This window comes from Ruegeria sp. H8, assembly GCF_056532905.1.
Genome location: NZ_JBQFNY010000002.1, coordinates 425,887 through 451,155, shown reverse-complemented (window position 1 = coordinate 451,155; position 25,269 = coordinate 425,887). Strand labels below are relative to the sequence as shown.

Here is a 25,269-nt window from a genome sequence, read left to right as displayed (position 1 = left end):
CCTCTTGCCGGACAGCCTAGTTTGAGGTCAGCGTTATAGCAGCGCCCGCCTCAGGCTCAAGCCGGGGACGCAACCCCAACAACGGTGCGACGCGTCCGATCAGTTCGGCGGCAACAGGCACGGCGGTCCAACCGGCCGTGCGGCGTTTTTCACCGTAGGCCACGATCGAAGGCTCGTCCAACGTCACGATCAGAACGTATTGCGGATCGTAGGCCGGGAAGATCGTCGCGAAGGTGGCAATGACCTTGTCATCATAGTAACCGCCGCGCGGTTTGGGCTTGTCGGCCGTACCGGTCTTGCCCGCCACGTCATAGCCCTTGACCTCGGCGAAACTGGCGGTGCCGTCCGTTACCACTTTGCGCAGCATCTTTTGCGCTTGCCGTGCAGTGTTCTGCGACATGACACGGGGCCCGTATTGCGGGCCGTTCTGGCGCAGAATGGTCGGGCTGACGTAATGCCCGCCATTGGCAATCGCCGCGTATCCCGCGGCCAGATGCATCGGGCTGGTCGACAGGCCATGGCCATAGGAAATTGTCACGGTACTGAGCTCGCCCCATTTCTTCGGCTTCAGCGGCACACCGCCCTTGGCCTCGACAATCTCGAATGGGGTCGGATCGAACATGCCAAGCGCGTCCAGAAACTCCTGCTGCCGTTTGGCCCCGATTTGCAGGGCCAGTCGCCCCGTGCCTCGGTTCGAGCTGTGGACGATCACATCCGCCACGCTGATCTTGCCGTAATTCTTGCCGTTGAATTCGCCGATTGGAAAGCGGCCGATCTTCATCGGCCCGGACGTATCGATGATGGTGTTAGAATTCACCAACCCAAGTTCAACGGCCTGTGCCGCGGTGAAAATCTTGAAAACAGATCCCAGTTCATACACGCCTTGCACATAACGGTTGAACAGCGGGCTGTCCGAGGGGTCAAAGCCCGATGTCGGCGGGCGCGGACGGTCATTCGGATCAAAAGAAGGCAGCGAAGCAGCGGAAATAACCTCGCCGGTATGCGCGTTCATCAGAACGGCCGAGGCCCCCTTGGCATTCATGATCTTCATACCGCCGTAAAGAACCTGTTCAACTGCGGCTTGAATCGTCAGGTCCAGCGACAGTTGCAGCGGCTTGTTACCGTTGGCCGGATCGCGCAGATAATCGTCGAACTGCTTTTCCACACCAGCCACGCCGATCACTTCGGCGGCGCTGACGCCTTCACGACCAAAACCGGACCCGCCCAGGATATGAGCGGCCAGTCGCCCGTTGGGGTAAAGCCGCATTTCACGCGGACCGAACAGAATGCCGGGATCACCGATGTCGTGCACGGCCTGCTTCTGCTCGGGCGAAATGCGTTTCTTGATCCACAGGAATTTGCGGTTGCCGGTGAAGTCCTTGATCAGCCGCTCTTTGTCCAGATCAGGAAAAATCGCAACCAACTGCTCTGCGGCGGCGACGGGATCGATCATCAAAGGGGGCTGCGCGTAAACGGAATAGGTGTCCAGATTGGTGGCCAGTATGCGCCCTTCGCGATCGACGATGTTGGCGCGCTGCATGGCAATCGCTGCGCCCGGCGCGCTGGCCAGAGGCTCTTGTGCTTCCGAGGTCGCCAGCATGCCCATGCGGAAGCCGACAACGGAAAAAGCGCAGAAGAAGAACAGGCCCAGTACCAGCAGACGCCCTTCGGCACGGGCGCGGGCGCGATCTTTCATATCCTCGTGACGCTTGCGGATGTTCTCACGCTCGATTGCCTTGGGGTTTTCGCCCCGCGCTCGGGCATCCAGGATTCGGGCCAGGGGGCGCAGAGGGGTGCGGGTCATGGAATTTGCACCTCGCCCAAAGCCTGAATGTCGGTGATGGCCTGCAATTCAATCGGATCAACGACGGGCAGGTCCGGGTCTTCGGCATAGGCGATCTGATCCGCGCGTCCGAACTGCTCGGCCCGCAACGGCAGCAGGCCAAGGCGTTCAAAGTTCAGGTCGGCCAGTTCGCGCAGCCTGTCCGGGCGGTTCAGATAGGCCCATTCCGCGTTCAGAACGGCCAAGCGCACCTGTGCCATTCCGATCTCGCGCTGCAAAGACTGGGTTTCCTTTACCACTTGCTGGGTTCGGTAGTTTTCCTGATAGGCCCACAACGCCAACCCGAACACGGACAGAGCAGTCAACACATACAAAACACTCTTCATCTTGCCCTTCCCCCCAGTTGCGGCATGCCGATGGCCCGCGCTTCAATTTCCCCCGCCGGAGCATCGGTTCGGATCGCCACGCGCAGTTTGGCCGAGCGCGCGCGCGGGTTTTCCTGCAATTCCTGTTCATCTGGCCCCACCGCCTTGCGGGTCTTCAGTGTGAATTGCGGCTGTTCCTGTTCAATCTCGGGCGCATAGCGGTTCGCGCGCCCCGTCTTGCCCGCGCGGGACTGGAAAAACCGTTTCACCATTCGGTCTTCAATGGAGTGGAAAGTGACAACAGCCAGTTGCCCGCCGGGCTTCAAAGCACGTTCAGCGGCCATCAGCCCCTGAAACAGTTCTTCATATTCTGCATTCACGGCGATCCGCAGCCCTTGAAAGCTGCGCGTGGCCGGGTGGGATTGACCCGGTTTAGGACGCGGCAGGCAGGATTCGATGATCTCGGCCAGACGCAGGGTCGTGGTGATCGGCTCTTCCGCACGCGCTTTGACGATCGCCTTGGCAATCCGGCGGCTGGCGCGCTCTTCACCATAGTGGAACAGGATGTCGGCCAGTTGCGCCTCGGTCGCGGTATTGACCAGATCGGCGGCGCTTTCGCCATCCTGGCTCATGCGCATGTCCAAAGGCCCATCCTTCATGAAGGAAAACCCGCGATCGGCCTGATCCAGCTGCATCGAGGAAACGCCAAGGTCCAGAACAACGCCGTCTAGGTTCTGCGCATATTCATCCATACGAGAGAACACGCCGGGCTGCATCACCAGCCGATCACCATAGGCGCCCGCCCAGTCTGACGCCATCTCAAAAGCCAGCGGGTCGCGATCCACGCCGATCACCTTGTCGGCCCCGGCCTCCAGCAAGCCGCGCGTATAGCCCCCGGCCCCAAAGGTTCCGTCCAGCCACACGCCCGTGACCGGCGCCACCGCCGCCAGGAGCGGGCGCAGCAAGACAGGGATGTGAGGCGCGTCCGGTTGTGGGTGATCCGCGGCCGCCATGCCGTCACCCGCCCTCGACTTCATCGAGGAATTCCAGCGGATCAACATCGTCGCCGAGGCCGTCGAGCCATTCCTCGGTCGCCGCCAATTCCTCGGATTCGTAGGTCTCGGGCTTCCAGATCTGAAAAGTATCCCCGGCGGCGATAAAAAACGCCTCTGCCTCAAGACCAATCTTCTTGCGCAGCTTTGCGGGCAGGACCAGCCGCCCGGTTTCGTCGACATTGGTCGGGAAGGACTGCCCGTGGAACAGGCGCTGCAACATCTTGCGCTTCATCGAACCGCGTGGCAGCGCGTCGATCTTGGCATCGACCTCGTCGATGGCCTGCATGGTATAGCATTCCAGGTATTTGCGGCGATGATCCCCGTAGACGATCACAAGCTCTGGATTGTCGCCGGGTTGCCAGTTGGGATCGGAGGATTCAAGCACGCGGCGAAACGAGGCCGGGATCGACACCCTGCCTTTCGCATCCACCTTATGGTGGCTTTCACCTCTAAACCTGCGCGCCAAGACGACTGTCCCTTTCGCTTGCGCCCCACTTGAAATTCGCGTTCCCCCCGGATGAAAAACGGCGGGTTGATCTGCTGCCACTGATCAACCCGCCGCATTGACCCGCTTTGCGGGATGTCCAGCTGCACGCGCCACCTGGGGGGATGTCTGCTCGCCCGCGCGCCGGATCTCTTGATTGATGAAAGCGAGATGCCTGTATGAAACCTGATTATTTTTGGTCGGGGTCGTTTGGCGCCCCTGCTGCCTCGTCCTCATCGGATGTATTAGGGATGCCATGGGAATTCATGGAAATCAATAGGAATCTTGCCGACCGTGTTCCATGAATCACGCTCCAGGCACAATATCACCATGAAGTTTGAGCGCAACAGCACCAACTGTAGATCCATGCAACACAACACCCCCTATATATAGATGATTTGAAGTTGCAATTTTTTTCCCATGATTTCCCAGAAAATCTAAAAAACTGCCATTCTGGATGGAAAAACCCGGCATCCTTGGGCAGCGATCTCGCAGAATCATTCGCATTTCGAGCGCAATTCCGACGGGACTTCGCCCCCGACAACCACATCAGCCCATGAAATCCCGTGGCGTTCAGGCAATAGGCCCTGCGACCTGCGAAACCGGCAAACTGGGCATAAAGGAACAGCTGAACCGCCGTGCTTTGCCTGACGCTTCGGTCACACGCACGTCTAGAATTGTTTTGTTGCGCACAAATTCCAACCAACACCGCTCAATTAAAGGGCAAGCCATCAGAAGGCCATGTTTCCGCTGTTACCCATGACCCAAGGGAAGGCCCAATGTTTCAAGGCGCATTTCGAGTTGAAGGAAAAAACTGAACCAATCTATGCGCTTGCTGCATAGCAGCATTGACGACGCGACCTATTGTGCAATCGCAGCATTTGCCTATTTTCAACCTCAAGCAAGGGCCGAGCGTAATCGGCAAAGCAGATAAATACGGATGATGAGCATGGCAGTCGCAAGCACACATACAGCCTCGAAGAGCGCACCGGCGTTCGGAATCGCAACTTTGATCGAAAACGCAAAGGCGCGTTTTGCCCGCTATCGTATGTATCGCCAGACCGTCAATGAGTTGGCAGGACTGTCGGACCGTGAACTGGCCGATCTGGGCCTGCATCGGTCCATGATCCGTCGGGTGGCCATGCAGGCCGCAAACGATCAAATCGCGCAATAGGCGCGCCACGAATACCGAGATCAGGCCCTTCCTCCTCCCTTAGGGTCTGTTATCAGCGGCAACGTCTCTCCTCCTCCCTGACGTTGCCGCACCAAATACCGGCCTCAACCCGCCGGATCCTGATACATCGAGGCTCTCCTCCTCCCTGCCTTGATGTTGAAAGCGCGCGGCGACGCCTTCCTCCTCCCTGACGTCGCCGCGTCTTCTCCATACCGGGCTCAAACCCGGGTTCGAATACATCGGGGCTCTCCTCCTCCCTGCTCTGATGTTGACAAGACGGCGGTTCCCCTTCCTCCTCCCTGGGAACCGCCGTTTTTTTGTTTTTCTGACATAGGTGTAAGATGGTCCTCTGATTTCTGATCCGGAGGAAACAATGGCCGCCTATTTCATCGCGCAGATCGACATCCACGACCCGGATGGGTATCAGGATTATCTGGCGGGTTTCATGCCAATCTTCGACCGCCACAAAGGCCGCCTGCTCACGGTCTCATCGAAACCGGTTGAACGGATCGAAGGCGATTGGCCCGAAGGTGGCATTGTGCTGATGGAGTTTCCGGACCTTGCCGCGGCGAAAGCCTGGAAGGATGACCCTGATTACATCGAGTTGGCGAAGATCCGGCAAGCCACCGCCTCGACCAACCTGGTTCTGGTCGAAGGGCTATGACGCCTCAGAACGGGACGTCATCCTTGTTGGTCAGAAAACGCGAGACCACTTTCTTTGTGCCTGCCTTGTCGAATTCGACTTCGACCTTGTCGCCCTCGATCCCGACAACCGCGCCATAGCCGAATTTCTGGTGGAACACCCGTTCCCCCAGCGTGAAACTGGCCACTGCGGTCGCGTCGATCACCGTGTTGCGGGATTCGCGCGGCTGCGACATGCCGTATTGCCCCTGCCGCGCCTGCATCCGCCTCCAGCCCGGCGAGTTGTAGACATTCGCTTCGGCCGCGCGGGTTTCAATGCCCGCAGCGGGCTGGTCGCCACCATAGAGCCCCGGAGGCGTAAGGACCTCAACGTGATCTTCCGGCAATTCGTCGATGAACCGGGATGGCATGGAGTTCTGCCACTGCCCGAACACCCGCCGGTTGGCGGCAAAAGAAATGGTACAAACTTCTTCGGCGCGGGTGATGCCGACATAGGCCAGGCGCCGTTCCTCCTCGAGCCCCTTGAGCCCGGATTCGTCCATTGACCGCTGCGAGGGGAACAGCCCGTCTTCCCAGCCCGGCAGGAAGACGGCGGGAAATTCCAGCCCCTTGGCCGCGTGAAGGGTCATGATCGAAACCTTGGCGCCGTCGCTGTCCTGTTCGTTGTCCATGACCAGACTGACATGTTCCAGAAACCCTTGCAGGTTTTCGAAATTGTCCAGCTGGTTGACCAGTTCCTTGAGGTTTTCAAGGCGCCCCGGTGCTTCTGGCGTCTTGTCGTTCTGCCAGTGGGCCGTATAGCCGGATTCGTCGAGAATGATCTGCGCAAGTTCGATATGCGTATGCTCGGGTGCGCCGAACCGCAGGGGCGAACCGTCATCGATCACCGAATCGTCGTCCACCTCGATCCGCGGCCCACGCGTCATCGCATTCCAACGCGCCAGACCGTCGATCAGTTCGCGCAGCGCTTTGCCGCCTTTGCCCTTGATCAGCCCGTTGTCGACCGCAATCCGAGCCCCTTCGACCAATGACACCCCATTTTCGCGCGCGGTCATCTGGATGGTTTGCTGCGCCTTGTCGCCAAGGCCGCGTTTCGGCGTGTTTACGATTCTCTCAAACGCAAGATCATCCTCGGGGCTGACCACCAGCCGGAAATAGGCCATGGCATCGCGAATCTCCATCCGCTCATAGAATCGCGGGCCGCCGATCACCTTGTAGGGCAGACCGATGGTCAGAAACCTGTCTTCGAAGGCGCGCATCTGGTGGCTGGCGCGCACGAGGATCGCGATCTCATCAAGGTTCATCGGGCGAATACCGCGCGTACCGCCCTGCATCGCGTCGATCTCCTCGCCGATCCAGCGGGCCTCTTCCTCGCCATCCCAATGGCCGATCAGGCGGACCTTGTGGCCTTCCTCGGCTTCGGTCCACAGTTCTTTGCCCAGACGGTTTTCATTGCCGCGAATGACGTTCGACGCGGCCGCCAGAATATGCGGGGTCGAGCGGTAGTTCTGTTCCAGCCGCACCACATACGCGCCGGGAAAATCCTTTTCGAACCGCAGGATGTTGCCCACCTCGGCCCCGCGCCAGCCATAGATCGACTGATCGTCATCGCCGACGCAGCAGATGTTCTTGTGCCCCCCGGCCAGCAGGCGCAGCCACAGATATTGGGCGATGTTGGTGTCCTGATATTCGTCCACCAGGATATAGCGGAACCAGCGCTGGTATTGCTCCAGCACATCCGGGTGGGTCTGGAAGATCGTAACCATGTGCAGAAGCAGATCGCCGAAATCCACCGCATTCAGTTCGCGCAGGCGGGTCTGATATTGGGCATACAGCTCAATGCCTTTGTTGTCATAGGCCCCGGCATCGGCGGCTGGCACCTTGTCGGGTGTCAGCGCACGGTTCTTCCAATCGTCGATGACTCCCAGCAACATCCGTGCAGGCCAGCGTTTGTCGTCGATATTTGCGGCCTGCACCAACTGCTTGAGCAGGCGCAGCTGGTCGTCGGTATCCAGTATGGTGAAGTTCGATTTCAAATCGACCAGTTCCGCATGGCGTCGCAGCAGTTTGACGCAGATCGAATGAAAGGTACCCAGCCATGGCATCCCCTCAGCAGGCTGCCCCAACAGGCGGCCCACCCGTTCCTTCATCTCGCGCGCGGCCTTGTTGGTGAAGGTTACCGACAGAATTTCGTTCGGACGTGCGCGCGCGGTGTTGAGAAGATGTGCGATCCGGGCGGTCAGAGCCTTGGTCTTGCCCGTCCCGGCACCTGACAGCATCAGAACCGGGCCATCCAGACGCTCGACCGCGTCCCGTTGCGCCGGGTTCAGCTCATCCAGATAGGGCGAAGGGCGCACGGCCATGGCCCGCGCCGACAGCGATGCGCCCTCGAAGGCGTCCATTTCGTCAAAACTGCTCATGGCCCCAAACTACGCCGGATAAGCGCGAAGGGAAAGGGTTTGTTCACGGCTTGTTCACAGACTTTCCGCACTTCTTTTTGCATTCAATTCTAAACAAACACACCACCGCCCCGTACCCCCGTTAACTCTCTGTCAAATCCTGACTGGGATGTTTGGCACAGTGTAGTGGGAGCGGACAAATGAAACAGGCGGAACTGACGGGTCAGTCCTCGAGGCTTAAGATGATGGGCGTGGCCCTGATGCTGCTCGCGCTGACGGCAGCAGCGGGCTGGGGAATCTATGCCGCCCCGGCGCCAGTGGTTGACCGCATGTTGGAAGCAGACCTGCGAAAGAACGCGATGCGGATGAGCCGCCAGGTCGAAAGCCATCTGAACGATCTTGAACAGACATTCCGTTTTCACGCATTGACCGATCATGACCGGCAGTTTCTGGAGCTACTGCCCGAAACCACGGACATTTACCGCTTCAAGCTGTTTGATGCTTCGGGGCAGGTGTTCTGGTCGACCCGCGCAAGTGACGTTGGCTTCGTGAATACGAAACCCTATTTCCAGTCGATCGTCGCCGCCGGGGGCCTTTATTTCAAACACGAAGAAAAGCCGATTACCGAAGTTGAGTCCTTTGTTGTCGATGACCCCAAGGATACAGAACTCAGCAGTCGCCATGTGGCCGAGGTCTACACGCCGATCATCAAGGATGCGACGTTCCTGGGCGCGATCGAGTTCTATTCCGACATAACCGACCTTCGGAACCTGTTCATCACGCGCGTTCGCCTGTCTCTGGCGCTGCTGAGCGGGGTCGCCCTGCTGGCGCTGACGACTGTCATCCTGATTGTCCATCGCACCAACCGCCGTCAGGTTCGCGACCTTCGCAAACGGGCCCAGAAAGAGAGGGAGCTGATGGACGAGCAGCTGCGCCTGGCCCGAGAGGTCCGTCTGCTGGGTGAATTGAACGAATGGCTGCAATCAAGCCGGTCGCTGGATGAACTGTTCGACATGGTGTCTCGCTTCATGACCCACATCCTGCCAGAGGCCGAAGGCAGCGTGTATGTCTATTCAAACTCACGCGATGTGCTGGATGGCTGCGCCAGCTGGAACGGTGGAACTCATAAATCCCACATTCACCCCGAAGGTTGCTGGGGCTTGCGGCGCGGCCGGACCTACGAGTTCGGCGCATCCGAGATTGATTTTGTCTGCGAACACGCCGAACCGCATGACGGGCGGCCCTATTTCTGCTTTCCCATTCTGGCCCATGGCGAAACCGTCGGTCTTTTGCATCTGCGGGCACTTGAGGGGCGCGAAGACTGCTTCAACAAGAGCCGCAAGCTGGCCCAATTATGCGCCGAACAGATCAGTATGGCGATCGCCAATGTCCGCATGCGGGATCAGCTTCACGACCAATCGGTACGAGACCCCCTGACCGGGCTGTTCAATCGCCGCCACATGACCGAGACGCTGCGCAAGTCCATCAGCCGCAGCCAGCAGACGGGCGCCGCGCTAAGCCTGATCGCCGTGGACGTGGATCACTTCAAGAAGTTCAACGATACTCATGGGCATGACGCGGGCGACATGGTGTTGCGCGCCGTCGGCGCCGCCCTGGAACAAGGGTGCGACCGGGACGAAGTCGCCTGCCGCATCGGGGGTGAAGAGTTCATGCTGATCCTGCCTGACAACAGCCCCGAAGATGCCGTGACCCGAGCCGAACAACTGCGCCAGGCGGTTGAAGCCGTAACCGTACGATATGGCGAGAAGGCATTGCCGCGCATTACGATATCGGTCGGGGTCGCACATTACCCGGCCCACGGCACCATGCCGCAGGACCTGATGCGCGCGGCAGACGATGCGCTTTATGTCGCCAAGGACAAGGGGCGCAACCAGGTGCATGTTGCAAGCGGCACCAGGAACCAGACCAAAAATGCGCCGCCTGAACACCGGCAACCACCTAAGGATGCAGCTTAAAAAACTTGCCGAATCGCATGGCAGGTCGGATCAATCTGCATGGACTTGCACAGCACCTATCCCAGCATACCGGATCTGAAACACCGTGCGCGCCGTCGTCTGCCGCATTTCGTGTGGGAGTATATCGACAGTGGAACCGGGATTGAAACGACACTGCACCGGAACCGCCAGGCGCTGGATGAGGTGCGCCTCTGCCCGTCGATCCTGCATGGCGAGCTGAACTTTGATACGTCAAAGTCGTTTCTCGACGCTTCGTATCCGCTGCCGTTCGGAATCGCGCCGATCGGAATGTCCGGGCTGGTCTGGCCCCGCGCCGAGCAACTGCTTGCCAGCGCGGCCGCAGAGGCGGGTATTCCCTATACCCTGTCGACCGTAGCCAGCCAAAGCCCCGAAGACATGGCACCGCATCTTGGGGACCATGCCTGGTTCCAGCTTTACCCGCCCCGGGATTCGGATATTCGAAAAGACCTGCTGAACCGGGTCCGCAAAGCCGGGTTCAAAACCCTGGTCCTCACCGCGGATGTTCCCGTCGCATCGCGCAGGGAAAGGCAGACACGATCGGGCCTGCGGCAACCGCCAAAGCTGACCCCGCGCATTCTGGCGCAGATCGGCCAAAGACCCGCCTGGGCGATGGGCATGCTGCGCAACGGTGTGCCGCATATGCGAACGCTGGACAAATATATCGAAAACCCCGGAAATCTGCCGCCCACGGCTCATATCGGTTACCTGCTTCGAACCTCGCCGGATCTGGACTATGTCAAATGGCTGCGCGACCATTGGGACGGTCCGCTTGTCCTGAAAGGTGTCCTGCGACCAGAGGATACGAGCAGGCTGGAACAGGTCGGTGTCGATGCTTTGTGGGTGTCGAATCATGGCGGTCGGCAATTTGACGCGGCCCCGGCCAGCATCGAGGTTCTGCCCTCTGTCCGGGATGCAACCCGCCTGCCCCTGATCTTCGACAGTGGTGTCGAAGGCGGCCTGGATATTTTGCGGGCCATGTCGCTGGGCGCAGACTTCGTCATGCTCGGGCGGGCTTTTTTGTATGGTCTTGCGGCACTTGGCGCGCGGGGGCCTGCACATGTCATCGAGATTCTCAGGCAGGACCTGCATGCAAATATGGGCCAGATGGGCCTGGCAAGCCTGTGTCAGATTGAGAGTTAACGTTAAACATTTGATGCTGCGGCGCAGCAAAAGTATAAGGGCGCTGCGATCATAGGGCGTTTGCGAGCGATAACATGCCGGTTCTACCCAGAAGAACGGATATACCTGCGCGTATTCTCCGCCCAATAAGACGCCCATACACAAAAGACCGGGACCTATCATGACAGACTTCAACAAGATCCTGATCGCCAACCGCGGCGAGATTGCCATCCGCGTCATGCGCGCAGCAAACGAGATGGGAAAACGAACCGTCGCCGTCTACGCTGAAGAAGACAAACTGGGCCTGCACCGGTTCAAGGCGGACGAGGCGTATCAGATCGGTGAAGGCATGGGGCCGGTTGCCGCATATCTTTCGATCGACGAGATCATCCGTGTTGCCAAGCAATGTGGTGCCGACGCGATTCATCCGGGCTATGGCCTGCTGTCCGAGAACCCGGATTTCGTCGATGCCTGCGTCAAGAACGGCATCACCTTCATCGGCCCCAAGGCGGAAACCATGCGCGCGCTTGGCGACAAGGCCAGCGCGCGACGCGTAGCCATCGAAGCCGGCGTTCCGGTCATTCCTGCCACCGAAGTTCTGGGCGATGACATGGACGCGATCCGCAAGGAGGCCGCCGAAATCGGCTATCCGCTAATGCTCAAGGCGTCCTGGGGCGGCGGCGGGCGCGGCATGCGCCCGATCCAGTCGGAAGAAGAGCTGGAAGAGAAAGTGCTGGAAGGCCGTCGCGAGGCCGAAGCCGCATTTGGCAACGGCGAGGGTTATCTGGAAAAGATGATCATTCGTGCGCGCCACGTCGAGGTGCAGATCCTGGGCGACAAGCACGGTGAAATCTATCACCTGTATGAACGCGACTGCTCGGTCCAGCGCCGGAACCAGAAGGTCGTGGAACGCGCCCCTGCCCCGTATCTGAGCGACGAACAGCGCGCCGAGATCTGCGAGCTTGGCCGCCGTATCTGCGCTCATGTGAACTATGAATGCGCCGGCACGGTCGAGTTCCTGATGGATATGGACACCGGCAAGTTCTACTTCATCGAAGTGAACCCCCGCGTGCAGGTCGAACACACCGTCACCGAAGAAGTCACCGGCATCGACATCGTGCAGGCGCAGATCTTGATCGCCGAGGGCAAACCTCTGGCAGAGGCGACCGGCGCTGCAAGCCAGGCAGACGTGCATCTGAACGGCCACGCGTTGCAGACCCGGATCACGACGGAAGACCCGCAGAACAACTTCATCCCCGACTATGGCCGCATCACCGCCTATCGCTCGGCAACCGGTATGGGCATTCGTCTGGATGGCGGCACGGCCTATGCGGGTGGTGTGATCACACGGTATTATGACTCGCTGCTGACCAAGGTTACCGCTTGGGCCCCGACGCCCGAAAAAGCGATCAGCCGAATGGACCGTGCCTTGCGAGAATTCCGAATTCGTGGTGTCAGCACCAACATCGATTTCGTCATCAACCTGCTCAAGCATCCGACCTTTTTGTCGAACGAATACACCACCAAGTTCATCGACACCACGCCCGAGCTGTTCACCTTCAAGAAGCGGCGCGACCGCGGCACCAAGGTTCTGACCTATATCGCGGACATCACCGTGAACGGGCATCCCGAAACCAAGGACCGCCCGCGCCCGCGCGCCGACCTGAAAGAGGCCAGGCCTCCGGCGCTGAAGGCCGAACCGCAGATGGGCACCCGCAACCTGCTGGAGCAGAAGGGCCCGCAGGCGGTGGCCGACTGGATGAAGGCACAGCGCCAACTGCTGATCACCGACACCACCATGCGCGACGGGCACCAGTCTCTGCTGGCGACCCGGATGCGCTCGATCGACATGATCAAGGTGGCTCCCTCCTATGCGGCGAACTTGCCGCAGCTGTTCTCGGTCGAATGCTGGGGCGGCGCGACTTTCGACGTGGCGTATCGGTTCTTGCAGGAATGCCCGTGGCAGCGCCTGCGGGACCTGCGCGAGGCGATGCCGAACCTGATGACCCAGATGCTGCTGCGCGGCGCAAACGGCGTGGGCTATACGAACTATCCTGACAACGTGGTGCAGGAGTTCGTGCGTCAGGCGGCGACAGGAATTGACGTGTTCCGTGTCTTCGACTCGCTGAACTGGGTCGAAAACATGCGTGTAGCAATGGATGCGGTCGTCGATAGCGGCAAGATTTGCGAAGGTACCGTCTGTTACACTGGCGATATTCTTGACCCGGATCGCGCCAAGTATGACCTGAAATATTATGTCGGCATGGCGAAAGAGCTGCGCGACGCCGGCGCGCATATTCTGGGCCTTAAGGACATGGCGGGCCTGCTGAAACCGGCCGCGGCCAAGATCCTGATCCGTGCGCTGAAAGAAGAGGTCGGGCTGCCGATACACTTCCACACCCATGACACCGCCGGTATTGCCAGCGCCACCATTCTGGCCGCGTCCGAGGCGGGCGTGGACGCAGTTGACTGCGCGATGGACAGCTTCTCGGGCAATACCAGCCAGGCGACGCTGGGCACCGTGGTCGAGGCGCTGCGCCATACCGACCGCGACACCGGGCTGGACATCAAGGCCATTCGTGAAATCAGCGATTACTTCGAGGCTGTGCGTGGCCAGTATGCGGCCTTCGAATCCAGTCTTCAGGCCCCTGCGTCCGAGGTCTATCTGCACGAGATGCCGGGCGGTCAGTTCACCAACCTCAAGGCGCAGGCACGCAGCCTGGGTCTGGAAGAACGCTGGCACGAAGTGGCCCAGATGTATGCTGACGTGAACCAGATGTTCGGTGACATCGTGAAGGTCACGCCGTCTTCCAAGGTCGTTGGAGACATGGCGCTGATGATGGTCAGCCAGAACATGACACGTGAACAGGTCGAGGACCCGAATACCGACGTGGCCTTCCCCGATTCGGTCGTGGACATGATGCGCGGCAATCTGGGTCAGCCTCCGGGCGGTTTCCCCGAGACCATCATCAAGAAGGTGCTGAAAGACGAGGTTCCCAACACGCAGCGACCCGGCAAGGACGTGCCCCCGGTCGATCTTGAAGCCACCCGCGCCGAGCTGTCCAAGCAGCTGGAAGGCAAAGAGGTCGATGACGAGGATCTGAACGGCTATCTGATGTATCCCAAGGTGTTCCTGGACTACATGGGTCGCCACCGGATCTACGGCCCGGTTCGTACCCTGCCAACGCGCACCTTCTTCTACGGCATGGAGCCGGGCGAAGAGATCACCGCGGAAATCGACCCCGGCAAGACGCTGGAAATCCGGTGTCAGGCCATCGGCGAAACGGATGAAAAGGGCGAGGTCAAAGTGTTCTTTGAACTCAACGGCCAACCGCGCGTGATCCGGGTTCCGAACCGGTTGGTCACCTCGACCACGCAGGCGCGGCCCAAGGCCGAGGTCGGCAACCCGGATCATGTCGGTGCGCCGATGCCCGGTGTTGTTGCCACCGTCGCCGTAACAGCGGGCCAGCAGGTCAAGGAAGGCGACATGTTGCTGACCATCGAGGCGATGAAGATGGAAACCGGCATCCACGCCGAGCGCGATGCGACCGTCAAGGCCGTTCATGTGCAGCCCGGTGGCCAGATTGACGCAAAGGACCTTCTGGTCGAGCTGGAATAACCTGCCGAACCGGTTACAGTTCAAAGGGCCGCGCGGGAAACCGCGCGGCCCTTTTTCTATGCTGGAACGGAGACCCACCATGCTTGCTATCACCCCGATCTATGCGGCCCTGATCGCTATTCTTTATGTGGCACTCAGCGTCAAAGTGATCCTTCAGCGCCGCAGCGACAAAATCTCGGTCGGGGATGGGGGCAGCAAATTGATGATCAAGGCGATACGGACACATTCCAATTGCGCCGAATACGCCCCTATCGCCCTTTTGCTGATCGCCATGGTGGAATTACAGGGCGCCGGAGGGTTGCTTGTGCATATACTGGGTTTGATGTTGCTGGCCGGGCGTCTGCTGCACGCTTACGGATTCGGGCGCACGCCCCAGATCGTCATCCTGCGGCAGGCTGGCATGAGCCTGACGTTCCTGGCCATTCTGGTTGCGGCCATCGCCAACCTGATTCTGGCGCTGTAGCTCGGTTGGCGGGTGTTATCCCGTCAGATCCGTAATCATCACATGGGGCGCTTTCGACAAAACGGGCGTGATCTGACCGTGTTCGTGATCGTCCGATTTCGGCATCGCGGTGACCAGCAAGATCATTGCGGCCAGCGCCATTATCTTCATGTCTGCAACAGAAATCATGAAAGCCCCTCTGCCTGTGTCCTTTTTTGATCCGTGTTTGAGATTGAACGGGCCGGATGCCCAGTTCCGTCGAAATATTTTTCCTCTTTTTTGTGTTTTTCCGCTTGCAGCCCCGCGTGGGAATTTATAAATCCCTCCTCACTCAACGGCGCGGGCGTAGCTCAGGGGTAGAGCATAACCTTGCCAAGGTTAGGGTCGGGCGTTCGAATCGCCTCGCCCGCTCCATTGAGAGGTCTTCGGACCAAGTTTGTATCTGATGCGGGCGTAGCTCAGGGGTAGAGCATAACCTTGCCAAGGTTAGGGTCGGGCGTTCGAATCGCCTCGCCCGCTCCAGATACCAAACTCTCCAGACATGCTGGCTCTTCACAAGACATTGCGTCATTCTGGTTGCATTGCCCAACGCAGGATTCACCCATGTCTGATTACGTCATCCGCCCTCTTACCGTTGACGAGGTCCAAAAGGCCGTTGATTGGGCCGGGCGCGAAGGGTGGAACCCGGGGCATCACGATGCTCGTTGCTTCCACGGCACGGATACTCGCGGGTTTCTCGGGGGATTCCTGGATGGCGAAATGATCGCTTCCATCTCGGTCGTTCAGTATGATGACGCGTTTGCGTTCCTTGGCTTCTACATCGTCCGGCCCGCGTTTCGCGGATCGGGCCATGGGCTGAAAATCTGGCAGCACGCCTTGGAAAACTGCAAAGCGGGCAATATCGGCCTGGATGGGGTCGTCGACCAGCAACACAACTACCGCAGCTCGGGGTTTTCTTTCGCCTATAACAACTATCGTTTCACGGCGACCGTGCAGAAGTTGCAGCAGGCTCTGACCCCATCAACCGGCGTTGAGCCCCTGACGGCGGCGTCCAAGGCTTTGTTCGCCTACGACCGGCACCTTTTTCCGGCCCGCCGCGACGCGTTCTTGCAGGGCTGGATCAGCGCGCCGGGCCATATGTCCCGCGTGTATTCCGAGGATGGTCAGATCAAGGGGTACGCAACGTTGCGCCCCTGCCGGACAGGGTACAAGATCGGGCCGCTTTTTGCAGATCGCGAGAGCATCGCCGAAGCCCTGCTGGCCGGTTTGCTGGAAACCGTGCCACCCCAACATTCACAGGACGCCGTTTTCATCGACATGCCTTTGCCCAACACGGCCGCGTTTGCGCTGGCCGCAAAGCTCGGGTTGGAAAAGGTGTTTGAAACGGCCCGGATGTATTCCGGCCGCGCGCCGGATATCGATCTGAGCCGTGTCTTTGGCGTCACCTCATTCGAACTGGGTTAAAACGCCTTGAACGTCATTGTGGTCAGCGAGCGTTCAATATTGGGAATCACCAGCAGATGTTCGTTGATGAAATGGCCGACATCCTCGGATTCTGGGATGTAGAGCTTGAGCAGCAGATCATATTCACCGCTGGTGGAATACAGTTCAGAGTGGATTTCGCGCAGGGCGATTTCCTCGGCGACCTTGTAGGTGGTTCCGGGCTTGCAACGGATCTGGATGAAAACGCAGGTGGACATGGTTTGACCCTATCGGTTCGTGTTGCTTGCAAGCTGACACGGGGCCAAGCCGGGTGCAATCCCCTGCAACAGTTTGCAGCGATCGCAACGCGCGGTCTGGAAAACCCCGACCTTCCCCGTCTATAAGCGCGCCTGTAGCAAAAGGAATTCGCCCATGCGCAGCGCAAAGATCAGCCGCCAGACTGCCGAAACCGAAATTTCGGTCGAGATCAATCTGGATGGCACCGGCATGTATGACAACCAGACCGGAGTTGGCTTTTTTGATCACATGCTGGATCAACTGGCGCGCCATTCTCTGATCGACATGACGATCCGCGCCAAGGGCGATTACCACATTGATGATCACCACACGGTCGAAGATACCGGCATCGCGCTGGGGCAGGCTTTGACGCAGGCTCTGGGCGACAAGAAAGGGATCCGGCGGTACGGAGAATGCCACCTGCCGATGGATGATGCTCAGGTGCGCTGTGCGCTGGACCTGTCGGGCCGCCCCTATCTGATCTGGAATGTGGATCTGCCGACGCAGAAAATCGGTGCGTTCGACACAGAACTTGTGCGCGAGTTCTTTCAGGCGCTCAGCACCCATGGCGGCATCACGCTGCATATCGACCAGTTGCACGGTTTCAACAGCCACCACATCGCCGAGTCCGCCTTCAAGGCCGTCGCGCGCGCGCTACGCGACGCCGTTGAAACCGATCCGCGCAAGGCAGACGCGATTCCGTCGACCAAAGGCGCGTTGTAAATGCTGACCGCCATTATCGACTACGAAAGCGGCAACCTGCACTCGGCGGAAAAAGCGTTTCAGCGCATGGCGCAAGAGGTCGGCGCCGGTGAGGTTGTCGTCACCTCGGACGCGGATGTTGTGGCACGCGCCGATCGCTTGGTTCTGCCCGGCGACGGGGCGTTTCCGGCATGCGCTGCCGAATTGCGTGGGCACAAGGGCATCTATGACGCGATGGTCGAGGCGGTCGAACAGAAAGGCCGCCCGTTTCTGGGCATCTGTGTGGGCATGCAGTTGATGGCAACCAAAGGCCATGAATACAGCGAAACGGATGGTCTGGGCTGGATTGCCGGCGATGTCGTCAGGATCGAACCGTCAGACACATCGCTGAAAGTGCCGCATATGGGCTGGAACGATCTTGTTCTGGACAGCGATCACCCGGTGTTCGACGGGGTGAAAACCGGCGATCACACCTATTTCGTCCACTCGTACCATTTCCGGGTGTCCGACCCGGCACAGCGATTGGCTTATGTGGACTACGGGCAGGAGGTCACGGCCGTGATTGGCCGTGACACGATGGTTGGAATGCAGTTTCACCCCGAGAAAAGCCAAGACGTCGGCCTGCGCATGCTGGGCAACTTCCTGACCTGGAAACCCTGAGGCTTACTGAACACGCGTCCAGGTTTGACCGCGACAGATCAGACCGCCCGCCACGCATCCCTTGACGGTCAGTTTGTTCTGGCCGTCCAGTGACATTTTAGAATTGTAGGTTTTGTCCCGGTCCGGTGCCCAGATCTTGCCGCTGTCATAGCTTCCGCCGCCATCGGGCACCATGTCCCAAATGATCTGCTTGCCCAGGTTTTCATATTCCAGCTGCTCGTTGCCATCCGCATCAAAGGCGCTGTCGATGGTTCCGCAGATCGCACTGCCGCATCCGGAAATCGTCACGTGCAGATAGCCGCCGGTATCACCGGGTGCAGTCTTCCACAGACCGTCGACGGGATCCGCAGCCATCGCGCTGGTCGCAAGAAACATCAAACCCGCTGCAAACGTAAATTTCTTCATGATTGTCTCCCTGTTTTGATGGCAGTCTGACCCGGCAGCCAGCTGCGGGCAAGAATGACCCAGCGTCGCGTTGCATCCCCTGCCCCGCCTGTGCGATATCCCGCGCGTGCAACACAGATATAGGGCCGCCCGACATGATCCTCTACCCCGCCATCGACCTCAAAGACGGCAATGCCGTGCGCCTGCTGCGTGGTGAAATGGACAAGGCCACCGTGTTCAACGAAGACCCCGCCGCGCAGGCCCGCGCCTTTGTCGAGGCCGGGTGCGAGTGGCTGCATCTGGTCGATCTGAACGGCGCTTTTGCAGGTGAGCCGGTCAACGCCGCCCCGGTCGAAGCGATTCTGAAAGCCTGCGACGTGCCCGTGCAATTGGGTGGCGGCATCCGCGACATGGCCACTATCGAGACCTGGATCGACAAAGGTCTGGCCCGCGTGATTCTGGGCACGGTCGCGGTCGAGAACCCCGATCTGGTGCGCGAAGCGGCCAAAGCCTTTCCCGGCAAGGTCGCCGTGGGCATCGACGCGCGCAACGGTCTGGTTGCCACCAAAGGTTGGGCCGAAGAAACCGACGTTCAGGTAACCGATCTGGCCCGCAGCTTCGAAGACGCGGGCGTCGCCGCGATCATATACACCGACATCAACCGGGACGGCGCGATGCAGGGCCCCAATGTCGAGGCCACCGCAGAGCTTGCCAAATCAGTCGATATTCCGGTCATCGCATCTGGCGGCGTGTCTTCGATCGCCGATCTGATCGCCCTGCGCGATTGTGGCGCAGCTTTGAACGGTGCCATTTCCGGCCGCGCGCTTTATGATGGGGCGATTGATCTGAAAGAGGCTCTGACCACGCTCAGAGGATAGCCTTATGTTTCATTCGCCGGTAAAGCGCTCCGAACTGTCCGCGCACAGCCTGCTGAACGAACGGTTCAAAACCGGCGACTTTCTGGACTGCTTCAGTGTTGAGTCCAATCTGCCGCCGCGCCGGGCCGCGGAAATCATTACCGCGTTCCCCGGATGGGCGATGGCACTGGTTCGGCTGCGCGGCCTGCTGGTGACACCGTTTGGCCTCAGCACGACCGGCCCGGATGCTGGCGACAAGCTAGGGATCTTCCCGGTCGAACATGATGACAGGACCGAGGTGATCGCAGGATTCAACGATCGCCACCTGGATTTCCGGGTTTCCGTCCTGTCGGAAAACGGCCGAATCTCGCTGGCCACGTGGGTCCGACGCCATAACCTTGGCGGGCGCCTCTACCTGGCTGCGATCCTGCCATTTCACATCCTGATCGCGCGAAACGCGCTTGCGCGTGTGAAAAGCGCAAGCACATGACCCAAAAGGTCTTAACCCGCGGCCGCAGCGGTCAACTTGGCGAGCGCACCGCGCATCTTCTCGACTACAGGTGACTTTTCGACGTCATCCAGCTCGTCCATCGTTTCCTTGGGGTCTTCATAGGCCAACCAGACCTGACCGTTCCCATCCTCATACGCCTGCACCTTGAGCGGCAGGAACAACCCTGCACGCGGATCGATCTGCATGGCCGGCGTGCCCAGCGCAGGATTGCCGAAAATCAGCACTTGATTGGCCGGGATGGGCGTGCCGACCTTTTCCGCCCCGGCCGCGTGGTCGATGCGGGCGAAGACGGTGGCCCCTGCGTTGCCAACCGCCGCTTCCAGCGCATCCAGCGCCTCGGCTACGGATTTGTTCGTTTGAACTTTGATGATGTCGTCAGCCATGGCGGCCAATGCCCCTCCGAGCGAAAAAACTGAAGCAAGTATCAAGCTACGCATATCGGTATTCCTTCCGTAATATTCACTCCAATTCTCACAGGTTTTGAAAATCTGACAATCACAAGTCTGGCATCAGCAAAGCTTTGCCAGAATTGAAGACGCCCATTTTAACCTTGCTTTCGAGAACAATCCGGCCAGAAGCCAAACATTTTACTGTGTTGAGCCATAATTCGGGCGGAATCTCCGCTTACCCCCTTCGTCAAACACAACAACCCGGGTGGCAAACGTGAGTATTTCCAACCTAGACGTTCCCAAGACGTCCAGAATCGGATCGGCAACCATTGCGATCTTCTGCGCGGCGATTTTCACGAGCGCCAGTCTGCTGTTCTTTGTCCAGCCGCTTTTTGCCAAACTGGTTCTTCCCAAGATCGGCGGTGCCCCGGCGGTCTGGACGACCGCAATGCTGTTTTTCCAAGTGGTGCTGATACTCGGGTATGTTTACGCGCACCTGTTGACCAAGTTTCTGCCTTTGCGCTGGCAGATCATCACCCATTTTGCCTTTTGGGTGGCGGCGCTGACTTTCCTGCCGCTGTCCACCAGCGAAAGCTGGAGCTATGACGCCTCGACCTCGACCGCGCTGCAAACGCTTGGCCTGTTCGCCGTGGGTGTGGGTGTACCCTTTGCAGTATTGTCGGCAAATGCGCCCCTGTTGCAGGCCTGGTACGCCAGGTCGGGCGGGCCTTCGGCGGATGATCCGTATTTCCTTTACAGCGCCAGCAATGTCGGATCCTTGCTGGCGTTGTTGGCCTTCCCCCTGGTTGCGGATCCATTTTTTGGCGCGGCCGAGATCAGCCGTGCCTGGCTGGTCGGCTTCGTGCTGTTCGGCGCGCTTTTGCTTGGCAGTGGCATGATCGCCTTGCGGGGATCACGGCACACGAAGCCGTCGGCCCAAACGGCGCTCAAGGCCAGTTTCCCGACCCTGCGGCAGATCGCTGTCTGGGTGTTCGTCGCTTTCATCCCCTCTTCCTTGATGCTGTCCTTCACAACGCGGGTCAGCACGGATCTGGGTGCTCTCCCGTTGATCTGGGTTGTTCCGCTGGCGGTCTATATCCTGTCCTTCATCATCGCGTTTGCCAAATGGAAACACCTGACGCTTGACGCCTTGAACCTGCCCATGCTGGCGGCGCTGGCGGCGGGTGTCGTACTGGTGTCCAAGGTGGTCAGCGAGCATGACGCGCCGGTGGTTATTCTGCTCTATGTCCCGGTGTTGTTCATCATCGCCCTTTTTGCGCACCGCCTGCTGTACGACATGCGCCCATCCGCCGAGCAATTGACCGTGTTCTACATCGCCCTTTCCGTGGGTGGAGCAATTGGCGGGCTGTTCAACTCGATCGTTGCGCCGATTGCCTTCACGCGTGAGTTGGAGGCGCCAATCACCATGATCCTGGCCGGAGGATTGTTTCTTGTCCGCGCGCCGGGATTTGCCCTTCGCCATGTCATCATGGGCATCGCGGCAAGTGTTTTCATCCTCGTCATCGCAGGTGCGACACGCGGCGTCGCGGCGCTGAGCGCGGACATCCCGCGTGCAGGTGCCCTGTTCGCGCTGATATTCGCGGTGCTGTACCTGTTCCGGGCACAGGCCATGCGTATCCCCGTGGTTCTTACCGTCGTTCTGCTGCCCGCATTTGCGGTAAAGAACAATCCGGTGTTCGAAGATCGCAGCTTTTTCGGCGTGCATTCGGTGTATTCAAGCGAGGGCTACCGTGTCTACAAGAACGGCACCACGGTGCATGGCTGGCAACGCGAATCCGAATATGGCACTCGACCCACTCCGCTGTCCTATTATCACCCCGAAGGACCGATGGCGCAGGTCATCACGTCGGACTTCGGCAAGCAATCCGACAGCATCGGAATTGTAGGTCTTGGAACAGGTGCACTGGCCTGCTATCGGCAGCCTGCGCAAAACTGGGACTTCTTCGAGATCGACGCGACCGTTGACCAGATCGCACGCGACCCTTCGCTGTTCACCTATCTGTCGGAATGCACGCCCGATTCCGAAACCCATCTGGGTGACGCCCGAATCGTTCTGAAGCAAAAGCCTTTTGCCTTCGATATCCTGGTTTTGGATGCGTACAGCTCGGACGCGATTCCGCTTCACTTGATCACACGCGAGGCGGTAGAGATGTATACCAGCCGCCTGGCCGATGATGGGGTTTTGGTGTTCCACATCACAAACCGGTTCTACGATTTGGTCCAGCCTTTGGCCCGAATTGCCGACAGCCTGAACCTGACCGCTGCGCATCAGCGGCTGGCCGTGGGTGAAGAGCAGGTTGAAACCGGAGCCGCCACCAGCAGCGTTGTGATCCTGAGCCCCGACAAATCCCGAATTGAGAGTTTTGCGCAGGATGGAAACTGGCAAATCGTCGAAACCGACGGTGCGCTGCCATGGACCGATGACAAGGCAAACCTGCTTTCGGCACTGAAGCTGCTGAAGAACCGGGATCACTAAGCCCCCCGCTCCGCCCATGGCCCATGCTACCAGGGCCATGGGCGGCAAAACGTCTGTGGCATCGGCGGCGCTTTGTCGGTAAAGGTCCGGCAACGAAGGACGATCAGATGCTGAAAACCCGGATTATTCCTTGCCTTGATGTTGCCGATGGCCGCGTGGTCAAAGGCGTGAATTTTGTCGGTCTGCGCGATGCGGGCGATCCCGTGGAATCGGCCAAGGCGTATGACGCCGCAGGCGCGGACGAAATCTGTTTTCTGGATATCCACGCAACCCACGAAAACCGCGGCACCATGTTCGATGTGGTACAGCGCACGGCCGAGCAGTGCTTTGTACCTCTGACAGTCGGCGGCGGGGTTCGCACCAAGGATGATGTCCGCGCCCTGTTGCTGGCGGGGGCAGACAAGGTCAGCTTCAACTCGGCAGCCGTTGCCAATCCCGACGTGATCGCGGAATCAGCAGATCAATTCGGCAGCCAGTGCATCGTCTGCGCCATCGACGCCAAGACGGTCAGCCCCGGAAAGTGGGAGATTTTCACGCATGGCGGCCGCAAGCCAACAGGTATTGATGCGGTCGAATTCGCAAAAACCGTTGTCGCCAAAGGCGCCGGAGAAATCCTGCTGACCTCGATGGACCGCGACGGCACCAAGGCTGGCTTCAACCTGCCCCTGACCCGAGCGATTTCCGATGCAGTGGACGTGCCCGTAATCGCAAGCGGCGGTGTCGGCAATCTGGATCATCTGGTCGAAGGCGTCACCCAAGGTGGCGCAAGTGCGGTGCTTGCAGCCTCGATCTTCCATTTCGGAGAATACACGATCCGCGAAGCCAAAGAGCATATGGCCGCCGCTGGCATTCCGATGAGGCTGACATGAGCATTCTGCACGACCTTGCTGAAACGATTGAGGCGCGTAAAGGGGCTGACCCCGATTCAAGCTGGACAGCCAAGCTGCTTGCAAAGGGTCCCGAGAAATGCGCCGAGAAATTTGGTGAAGAAGCCATCGAAGCCATCATCGAAGCCACGAAGGGCGATCAGGCCAAGCTGACCGCCGAAGCAGCAGACGTGCTGTATCACCTGCTGGTCATGCTGGCCGCCCGAGAAGTGGCGCTGGAGGATGTTCTGGCCGAACTTGCGCGCCGTCAGGGCATCAGCGGCATTGCTGAAAAGGCCGCCCGCCCCAAAGGGTAACGGCCGGGTTCCGCGCCGCCGCAACGCCCGCTATACTCGGGCGTCAGAATGGCAGGCCGAGGGCGCGACATGATCCGAATTTTGATGCTTGTGGCAACGCTTGCCATCGTTGCGGCATGTGCGGCGCCTCCCCCCTCGACCGGGGATGAGGTACAACGCCTGACAGCCGAGATTCAGCGTCTTGGCCCGGATATCGATCCGGAAGAAGCCCGCCGGGCAGCGCAAGTCGCCTATTCCTATACCGCGCAACTGGTGGACGAATACCAGATCACCGACCCGCCGCTGATCCACAATGCGAAGGTCAACAAGGGATTGCGCCCGCGTGGTCTGTGCTGGCATTGGGCCGAGGATATCGAGCGTCGTCTGAAACAGGAAAACTTCCAGACGCTGGAATTGCACCGCGCCATCGCCAACGCCGACAATCCGCTGAGGATCGACCACAGCACCGCGATTATCAGTCGCAAGGGAGAATCGCTCTATGAGGGCGTCGTGCTGGACCCGTGGCGCTATGGCGGGGTGTTGTTCTGGTCACCTCTGGTCGAGGATACCCGATATGAGTGGGTCCCTCGGGACGTGGTGCTGGAAAAACGACGACAGGAACAGGTTGCCCGCCTGAAACCCTATCAGCCAGCAACGCCCTAAAGCTTGGACGAGATGATCCCGGTGGAAAACCCACCCATGCGTAGCTCGCCAAACAGGCGCTGATACTCGATCTTCGGACAGCGGTTCATCACGACGTCCACACCGCGGGCCTTGGCCTTGGCTGCCGCTTCAGGGTGTTCAACCCCGATTTGCATCCAGATCGTTCCGAGGGACGGGAACACCTCCAACGCTTCGTCCACAATGGGCGGCACGGATTCGGACCGTCGGAAGATGTCTACCATGTCCACGGGTTCGGATATCTCCGAAAGGCTGCCGCGTACCCTTTGGCCAAACAGGTCTTTCCCGGCATGGCCCGGATTGACCGGGATCACGTTGAACCCTTTCAGCGACAGGTAGCGGGCGACGTAATAGCTGGGCCGCACCGGGTTCATGGACACTCCGACAACGGCAACGGTCTTGGTGCGTTGCAGAATAGCTCTCAGCTGCTGATCGGAATAGTCTGGCATACCCTATCCTTAGCAGGGTTCCAAAAAGAAAAAAGCGCCCAAGAAGCCTTGGGCGCCAGTTGTTGGAACGAGGGACAGTGAAATGACCCGCGGCAGTTCCATTCCGCGGTCATTGTGACATTTAGGCATATATTTGGTAAAAAAAAGAGGGGCAGCGCATTTTTGTGATGACTCTTCAC

General features: G+C 59.3%; 25 protein-coding genes and 2 tRNA genes. 17 read left to right on the top strand and 10 right to left on the bottom strand.

What is annotated here, in order from left to right:
• Positions 1–16: 16 nt before the first annotated feature.
• Genes ACR0A2_RS08645 through mraZ form a run of 4 tightly spaced genes read right to left on the bottom strand, consistent with a single transcriptional unit; the run spans position 17 to position 3,633 of the window.
• On the bottom strand, positions 17–1,804 hold the full coding sequence (locus ACR0A2_RS08645; RefSeq protein WP_480834745.1) for a peptidoglycan D,D-transpeptidase FtsI family protein: 1,788 nt from the start codon (positions 1,802–1,804) through the stop codon (positions 17–19).
• Positions 1,801–2,169 (bottom strand): cell division protein FtsL, encoded by a 369-nt coding sequence (gene ftsL, locus ACR0A2_RS08640; protein WP_152458671.1) that lies wholly within the window; start codon positions 2,167–2,169, stop codon positions 1,801–1,803. The genes ACR0A2_RS08645 and ftsL overlap by 4 nt, the downstream gene beginning before the upstream one ends.
• Positions 2,166–3,161, bottom strand: coding sequence for a 16S rRNA (cytosine(1402)-N(4))-methyltransferase RsmH (gene rsmH, locus ACR0A2_RS08635; RefSeq protein WP_480834846.1), 996 nt, complete (start codon positions 3,159–3,161; stop codon positions 2,166–2,168). Before rsmH ends, ftsL begins: the two co-directional genes overlap by 4 nt.
• 4 nt (positions 3,162–3,165) lie before the next feature.
• Positions 3,166–3,633 (bottom strand): division/cell wall cluster transcriptional repressor MraZ, encoded by a 468-nt coding sequence (gene mraZ / locus ACR0A2_RS08630; protein WP_480834744.1) that lies wholly within the window; start codon positions 3,631–3,633, stop codon positions 3,166–3,168.
• A gap of 1,003 nt (positions 3,634–4,636) precedes the next feature.
• Between mraZ and ACR0A2_RS08625 the strand changes: the two genes are divergently transcribed.
• A complete protein-coding gene (locus ACR0A2_RS08625) occupies positions 4,637–4,861 on the top strand; it encodes a DUF1127 domain-containing protein (protein WP_480834743.1) in 225 nt (74 codons plus the stop codon).
• Positions 4,862–5,234: 373 nt separating this feature from the next.
• A complete protein-coding gene (locus ACR0A2_RS08620) occupies positions 5,235–5,525 on the top strand; it encodes a DUF1330 domain-containing protein (RefSeq protein WP_480834742.1) in 291 nt (96 codons plus the stop codon).
• A gap of 4 nt (positions 5,526–5,529) precedes the next feature.
• Here ACR0A2_RS08620 and ACR0A2_RS08615 read toward each other — a convergent pair whose 3' ends face one another.
• A complete protein-coding gene (locus ACR0A2_RS08615; RefSeq protein WP_480834741.1) occupies positions 5,530–7,923 on the bottom strand; it encodes an ATP-dependent helicase in 2,394 nt (797 codons plus the stop codon).
• A gap of 179 nt (positions 7,924–8,102) precedes the next feature.
• Here ACR0A2_RS08615 and ACR0A2_RS08610 point away from each other — a divergent pair, with 179 nt between their 5' ends.
• The 4 genes from ACR0A2_RS08610 to ACR0A2_RS08595 all read left to right on the top strand — a co-directional run bounded on the left by ACR0A2_RS08610 (position 8,103) and on the right by ACR0A2_RS08595 (position 15,100).
• On the top strand, positions 8,103–9,878 hold the full coding sequence (locus ACR0A2_RS08610; protein WP_480834740.1) for a sensor domain-containing diguanylate cyclase: 1,776 nt from the start codon (positions 8,103–8,105) through the stop codon (positions 9,876–9,878).
• 39 nt (positions 9,879–9,917) lie between these two features.
• The gene (locus ACR0A2_RS08605; protein ID WP_480834739.1) at positions 9,918–11,039 is read left to right on the top strand and encodes an alpha-hydroxy acid oxidase; all 1,122 of its coding nucleotides are present in this window, start codon (positions 9,918–9,920) and stop codon (positions 11,037–11,039) included.
• A gap of 160 nt (positions 11,040–11,199) precedes the next feature.
• The gene (locus ACR0A2_RS08600; RefSeq protein WP_480834738.1) at positions 11,200–14,637 is read left to right on the top strand and encodes a pyruvate carboxylase; all 3,438 of its coding nucleotides are present in this window, start codon (positions 11,200–11,202) and stop codon (positions 14,635–14,637) included.
• A 79-nt stretch (positions 14,638–14,716) separates the two neighbouring features.
• Entirely contained in the window at positions 14,717–15,100 is a 384-nt protein-coding gene (locus tag ACR0A2_RS08595; RefSeq protein ID WP_152458679.1) for an MAPEG family protein, read from the top strand.
• A 15-nt stretch (positions 15,101–15,115) separates the two neighbouring features.
• On the opposite strand, the gene ACR0A2_RS08590 is transcribed toward ACR0A2_RS08595, so the two are convergent.
• Positions 15,116–15,268 carry a hypothetical protein gene (locus ACR0A2_RS08590; RefSeq protein ID WP_171114892.1) on the bottom strand — a complete coding sequence of 51 codons (153 nt, stop codon included), beginning with the start codon at positions 15,266–15,268 and terminating at the stop codon, positions 15,116–15,118.
• Positions 15,269–15,418: 150 nt separating this feature from the next.
• On the opposite strand from ACR0A2_RS08590, the gene ACR0A2_RS08585 reads away from it, so the two are divergent.
• The 3 genes from ACR0A2_RS08585 to ACR0A2_RS08575 all read left to right on the top strand — a co-directional run bounded on the left by ACR0A2_RS08585 (position 15,419) and on the right by ACR0A2_RS08575 (position 16,543).
• Positions 15,419–15,493, top strand: a tRNA-Gly gene (locus ACR0A2_RS08585).
• A gap of 33 nt (positions 15,494–15,526) precedes the next feature.
• Positions 15,527–15,601 (top strand) — tRNA-Gly (locus tag ACR0A2_RS08580).
• Between the two features lie 81 nt (positions 15,602–15,682).
• Complete coding sequence (locus ACR0A2_RS08575) at positions 15,683–16,543, top strand: GNAT family N-acetyltransferase (RefSeq protein ID WP_480834737.1); 861 nt, start codon at positions 15,683–15,685, stop codon at positions 16,541–16,543.
• Here ACR0A2_RS08575 and ACR0A2_RS08570 read toward each other — a convergent pair.
• A complete protein-coding gene (locus ACR0A2_RS08570) occupies positions 16,540–16,779 on the bottom strand; it encodes an Lrp/AsnC family transcriptional regulator (protein ID WP_170384414.1) in 240 nt (79 codons plus the stop codon). The two genes, ACR0A2_RS08575 and ACR0A2_RS08570, sit on opposite strands and share 4 nt — an antisense overlap.
• 154 nt (positions 16,780–16,933) lie before the next feature.
• On the opposite strand from ACR0A2_RS08570, the gene hisB reads away from it, so the two are divergent.
• On the top strand, positions 16,934–17,521 hold the full coding sequence (gene hisB, locus ACR0A2_RS08565; RefSeq protein WP_480834736.1) for an imidazoleglycerol-phosphate dehydratase HisB: 588 nt from the start codon (positions 16,934–16,936) through the stop codon (positions 17,519–17,521).
• On the top strand, positions 17,522–18,160 hold the full coding sequence (gene hisH / locus ACR0A2_RS08560) for an imidazole glycerol phosphate synthase subunit HisH (RefSeq protein WP_480617961.1): 639 nt from the start codon (positions 17,522–17,524) through the stop codon (positions 18,158–18,160).
• 3 nt (positions 18,161–18,163) lie between these two features.
• Here hisH and ACR0A2_RS08555 read toward each other — a convergent pair whose 3' ends face one another.
• The gene (locus ACR0A2_RS08555) at positions 18,164–18,565 is read right to left on the bottom strand and encodes a DUF2147 domain-containing protein (protein ID WP_152458683.1); all 402 of its coding nucleotides are present in this window, start codon (positions 18,563–18,565) and stop codon (positions 18,164–18,166) included.
• A gap of 134 nt (positions 18,566–18,699) precedes the next feature.
• On the opposite strand from ACR0A2_RS08555, the gene hisA reads away from it, so the two are divergent.
• Positions 18,700–19,422, top strand: a complete 723-nt coding sequence (gene hisA, locus ACR0A2_RS08550) for a 1-(5-phosphoribosyl)-5-[(5-phosphoribosylamino)methylideneamino]imidazole-4-carboxamide isomerase (protein WP_480445764.1) — start codon at positions 18,700–18,702, stop codon at positions 19,420–19,422.
• 4 nt (positions 19,423–19,426) lie between these two features.
• Positions 19,427–19,891, top strand: coding sequence for a DUF2867 domain-containing protein (locus ACR0A2_RS08545; protein WP_480834735.1), 465 nt, complete (start codon positions 19,427–19,429; stop codon positions 19,889–19,891).
• Positions 19,892–19,902: 11 nt separating this feature from the next.
• Here ACR0A2_RS08545 and ACR0A2_RS08540 read toward each other — a convergent pair whose 3' ends face one another.
• Positions 19,903–20,349: a DUF302 domain-containing protein gene (locus ACR0A2_RS08540; RefSeq protein WP_480834734.1), complete on the bottom strand. Its 447-nt coding sequence runs from the start codon at positions 20,347–20,349 to the stop codon at positions 19,903–19,905.
• 226 nt (positions 20,350–20,575) lie between these two features.
• Here ACR0A2_RS08540 and ACR0A2_RS08535 point away from each other — a divergent pair, with 226 nt between their 5' ends.
• The 4 genes from ACR0A2_RS08535 to ACR0A2_RS08520 all read left to right on the top strand — a co-directional run bounded on the left by ACR0A2_RS08535 (position 20,576) and on the right by ACR0A2_RS08520 (position 24,623).
• Positions 20,576–22,798, top strand: coding sequence for a fused MFS/spermidine synthase (locus tag ACR0A2_RS08535; protein ID WP_480834733.1), 2,223 nt, complete (start codon positions 20,576–20,578; stop codon positions 22,796–22,798).
• A gap of 107 nt (positions 22,799–22,905) precedes the next feature.
• The gene (hisF, locus tag ACR0A2_RS08530; protein WP_152458687.1) at positions 22,906–23,667 is read left to right on the top strand and encodes an imidazole glycerol phosphate synthase subunit HisF; all 762 of its coding nucleotides are present in this window, start codon (positions 22,906–22,908) and stop codon (positions 23,665–23,667) included.
• Positions 23,664–23,981, top strand: coding sequence for a phosphoribosyl-ATP diphosphatase (locus ACR0A2_RS08525; RefSeq protein WP_480834732.1), 318 nt, complete (start codon positions 23,664–23,666; stop codon positions 23,979–23,981). The genes hisF and ACR0A2_RS08525 overlap by 4 nt, the downstream gene beginning before the upstream one ends.
• Positions 23,982–24,050: 69 nt before the next feature.
• On the top strand, positions 24,051–24,623 hold the full coding sequence (locus tag ACR0A2_RS08520) for a hypothetical protein (protein ID WP_480834731.1): 573 nt from the start codon (positions 24,051–24,053) through the stop codon (positions 24,621–24,623).
• Here ACR0A2_RS08520 and ACR0A2_RS08515 read toward each other — a convergent pair.
• Positions 24,620–25,090, bottom strand: a complete 471-nt coding sequence (locus tag ACR0A2_RS08515) for a CoA-binding protein (protein ID WP_152458690.1) — start codon at positions 25,088–25,090, stop codon at positions 24,620–24,622. The genes ACR0A2_RS08520 and ACR0A2_RS08515 overlap by 4 nt on opposite strands.
• Positions 25,091–25,269: the final 179 nt, after the last annotated feature.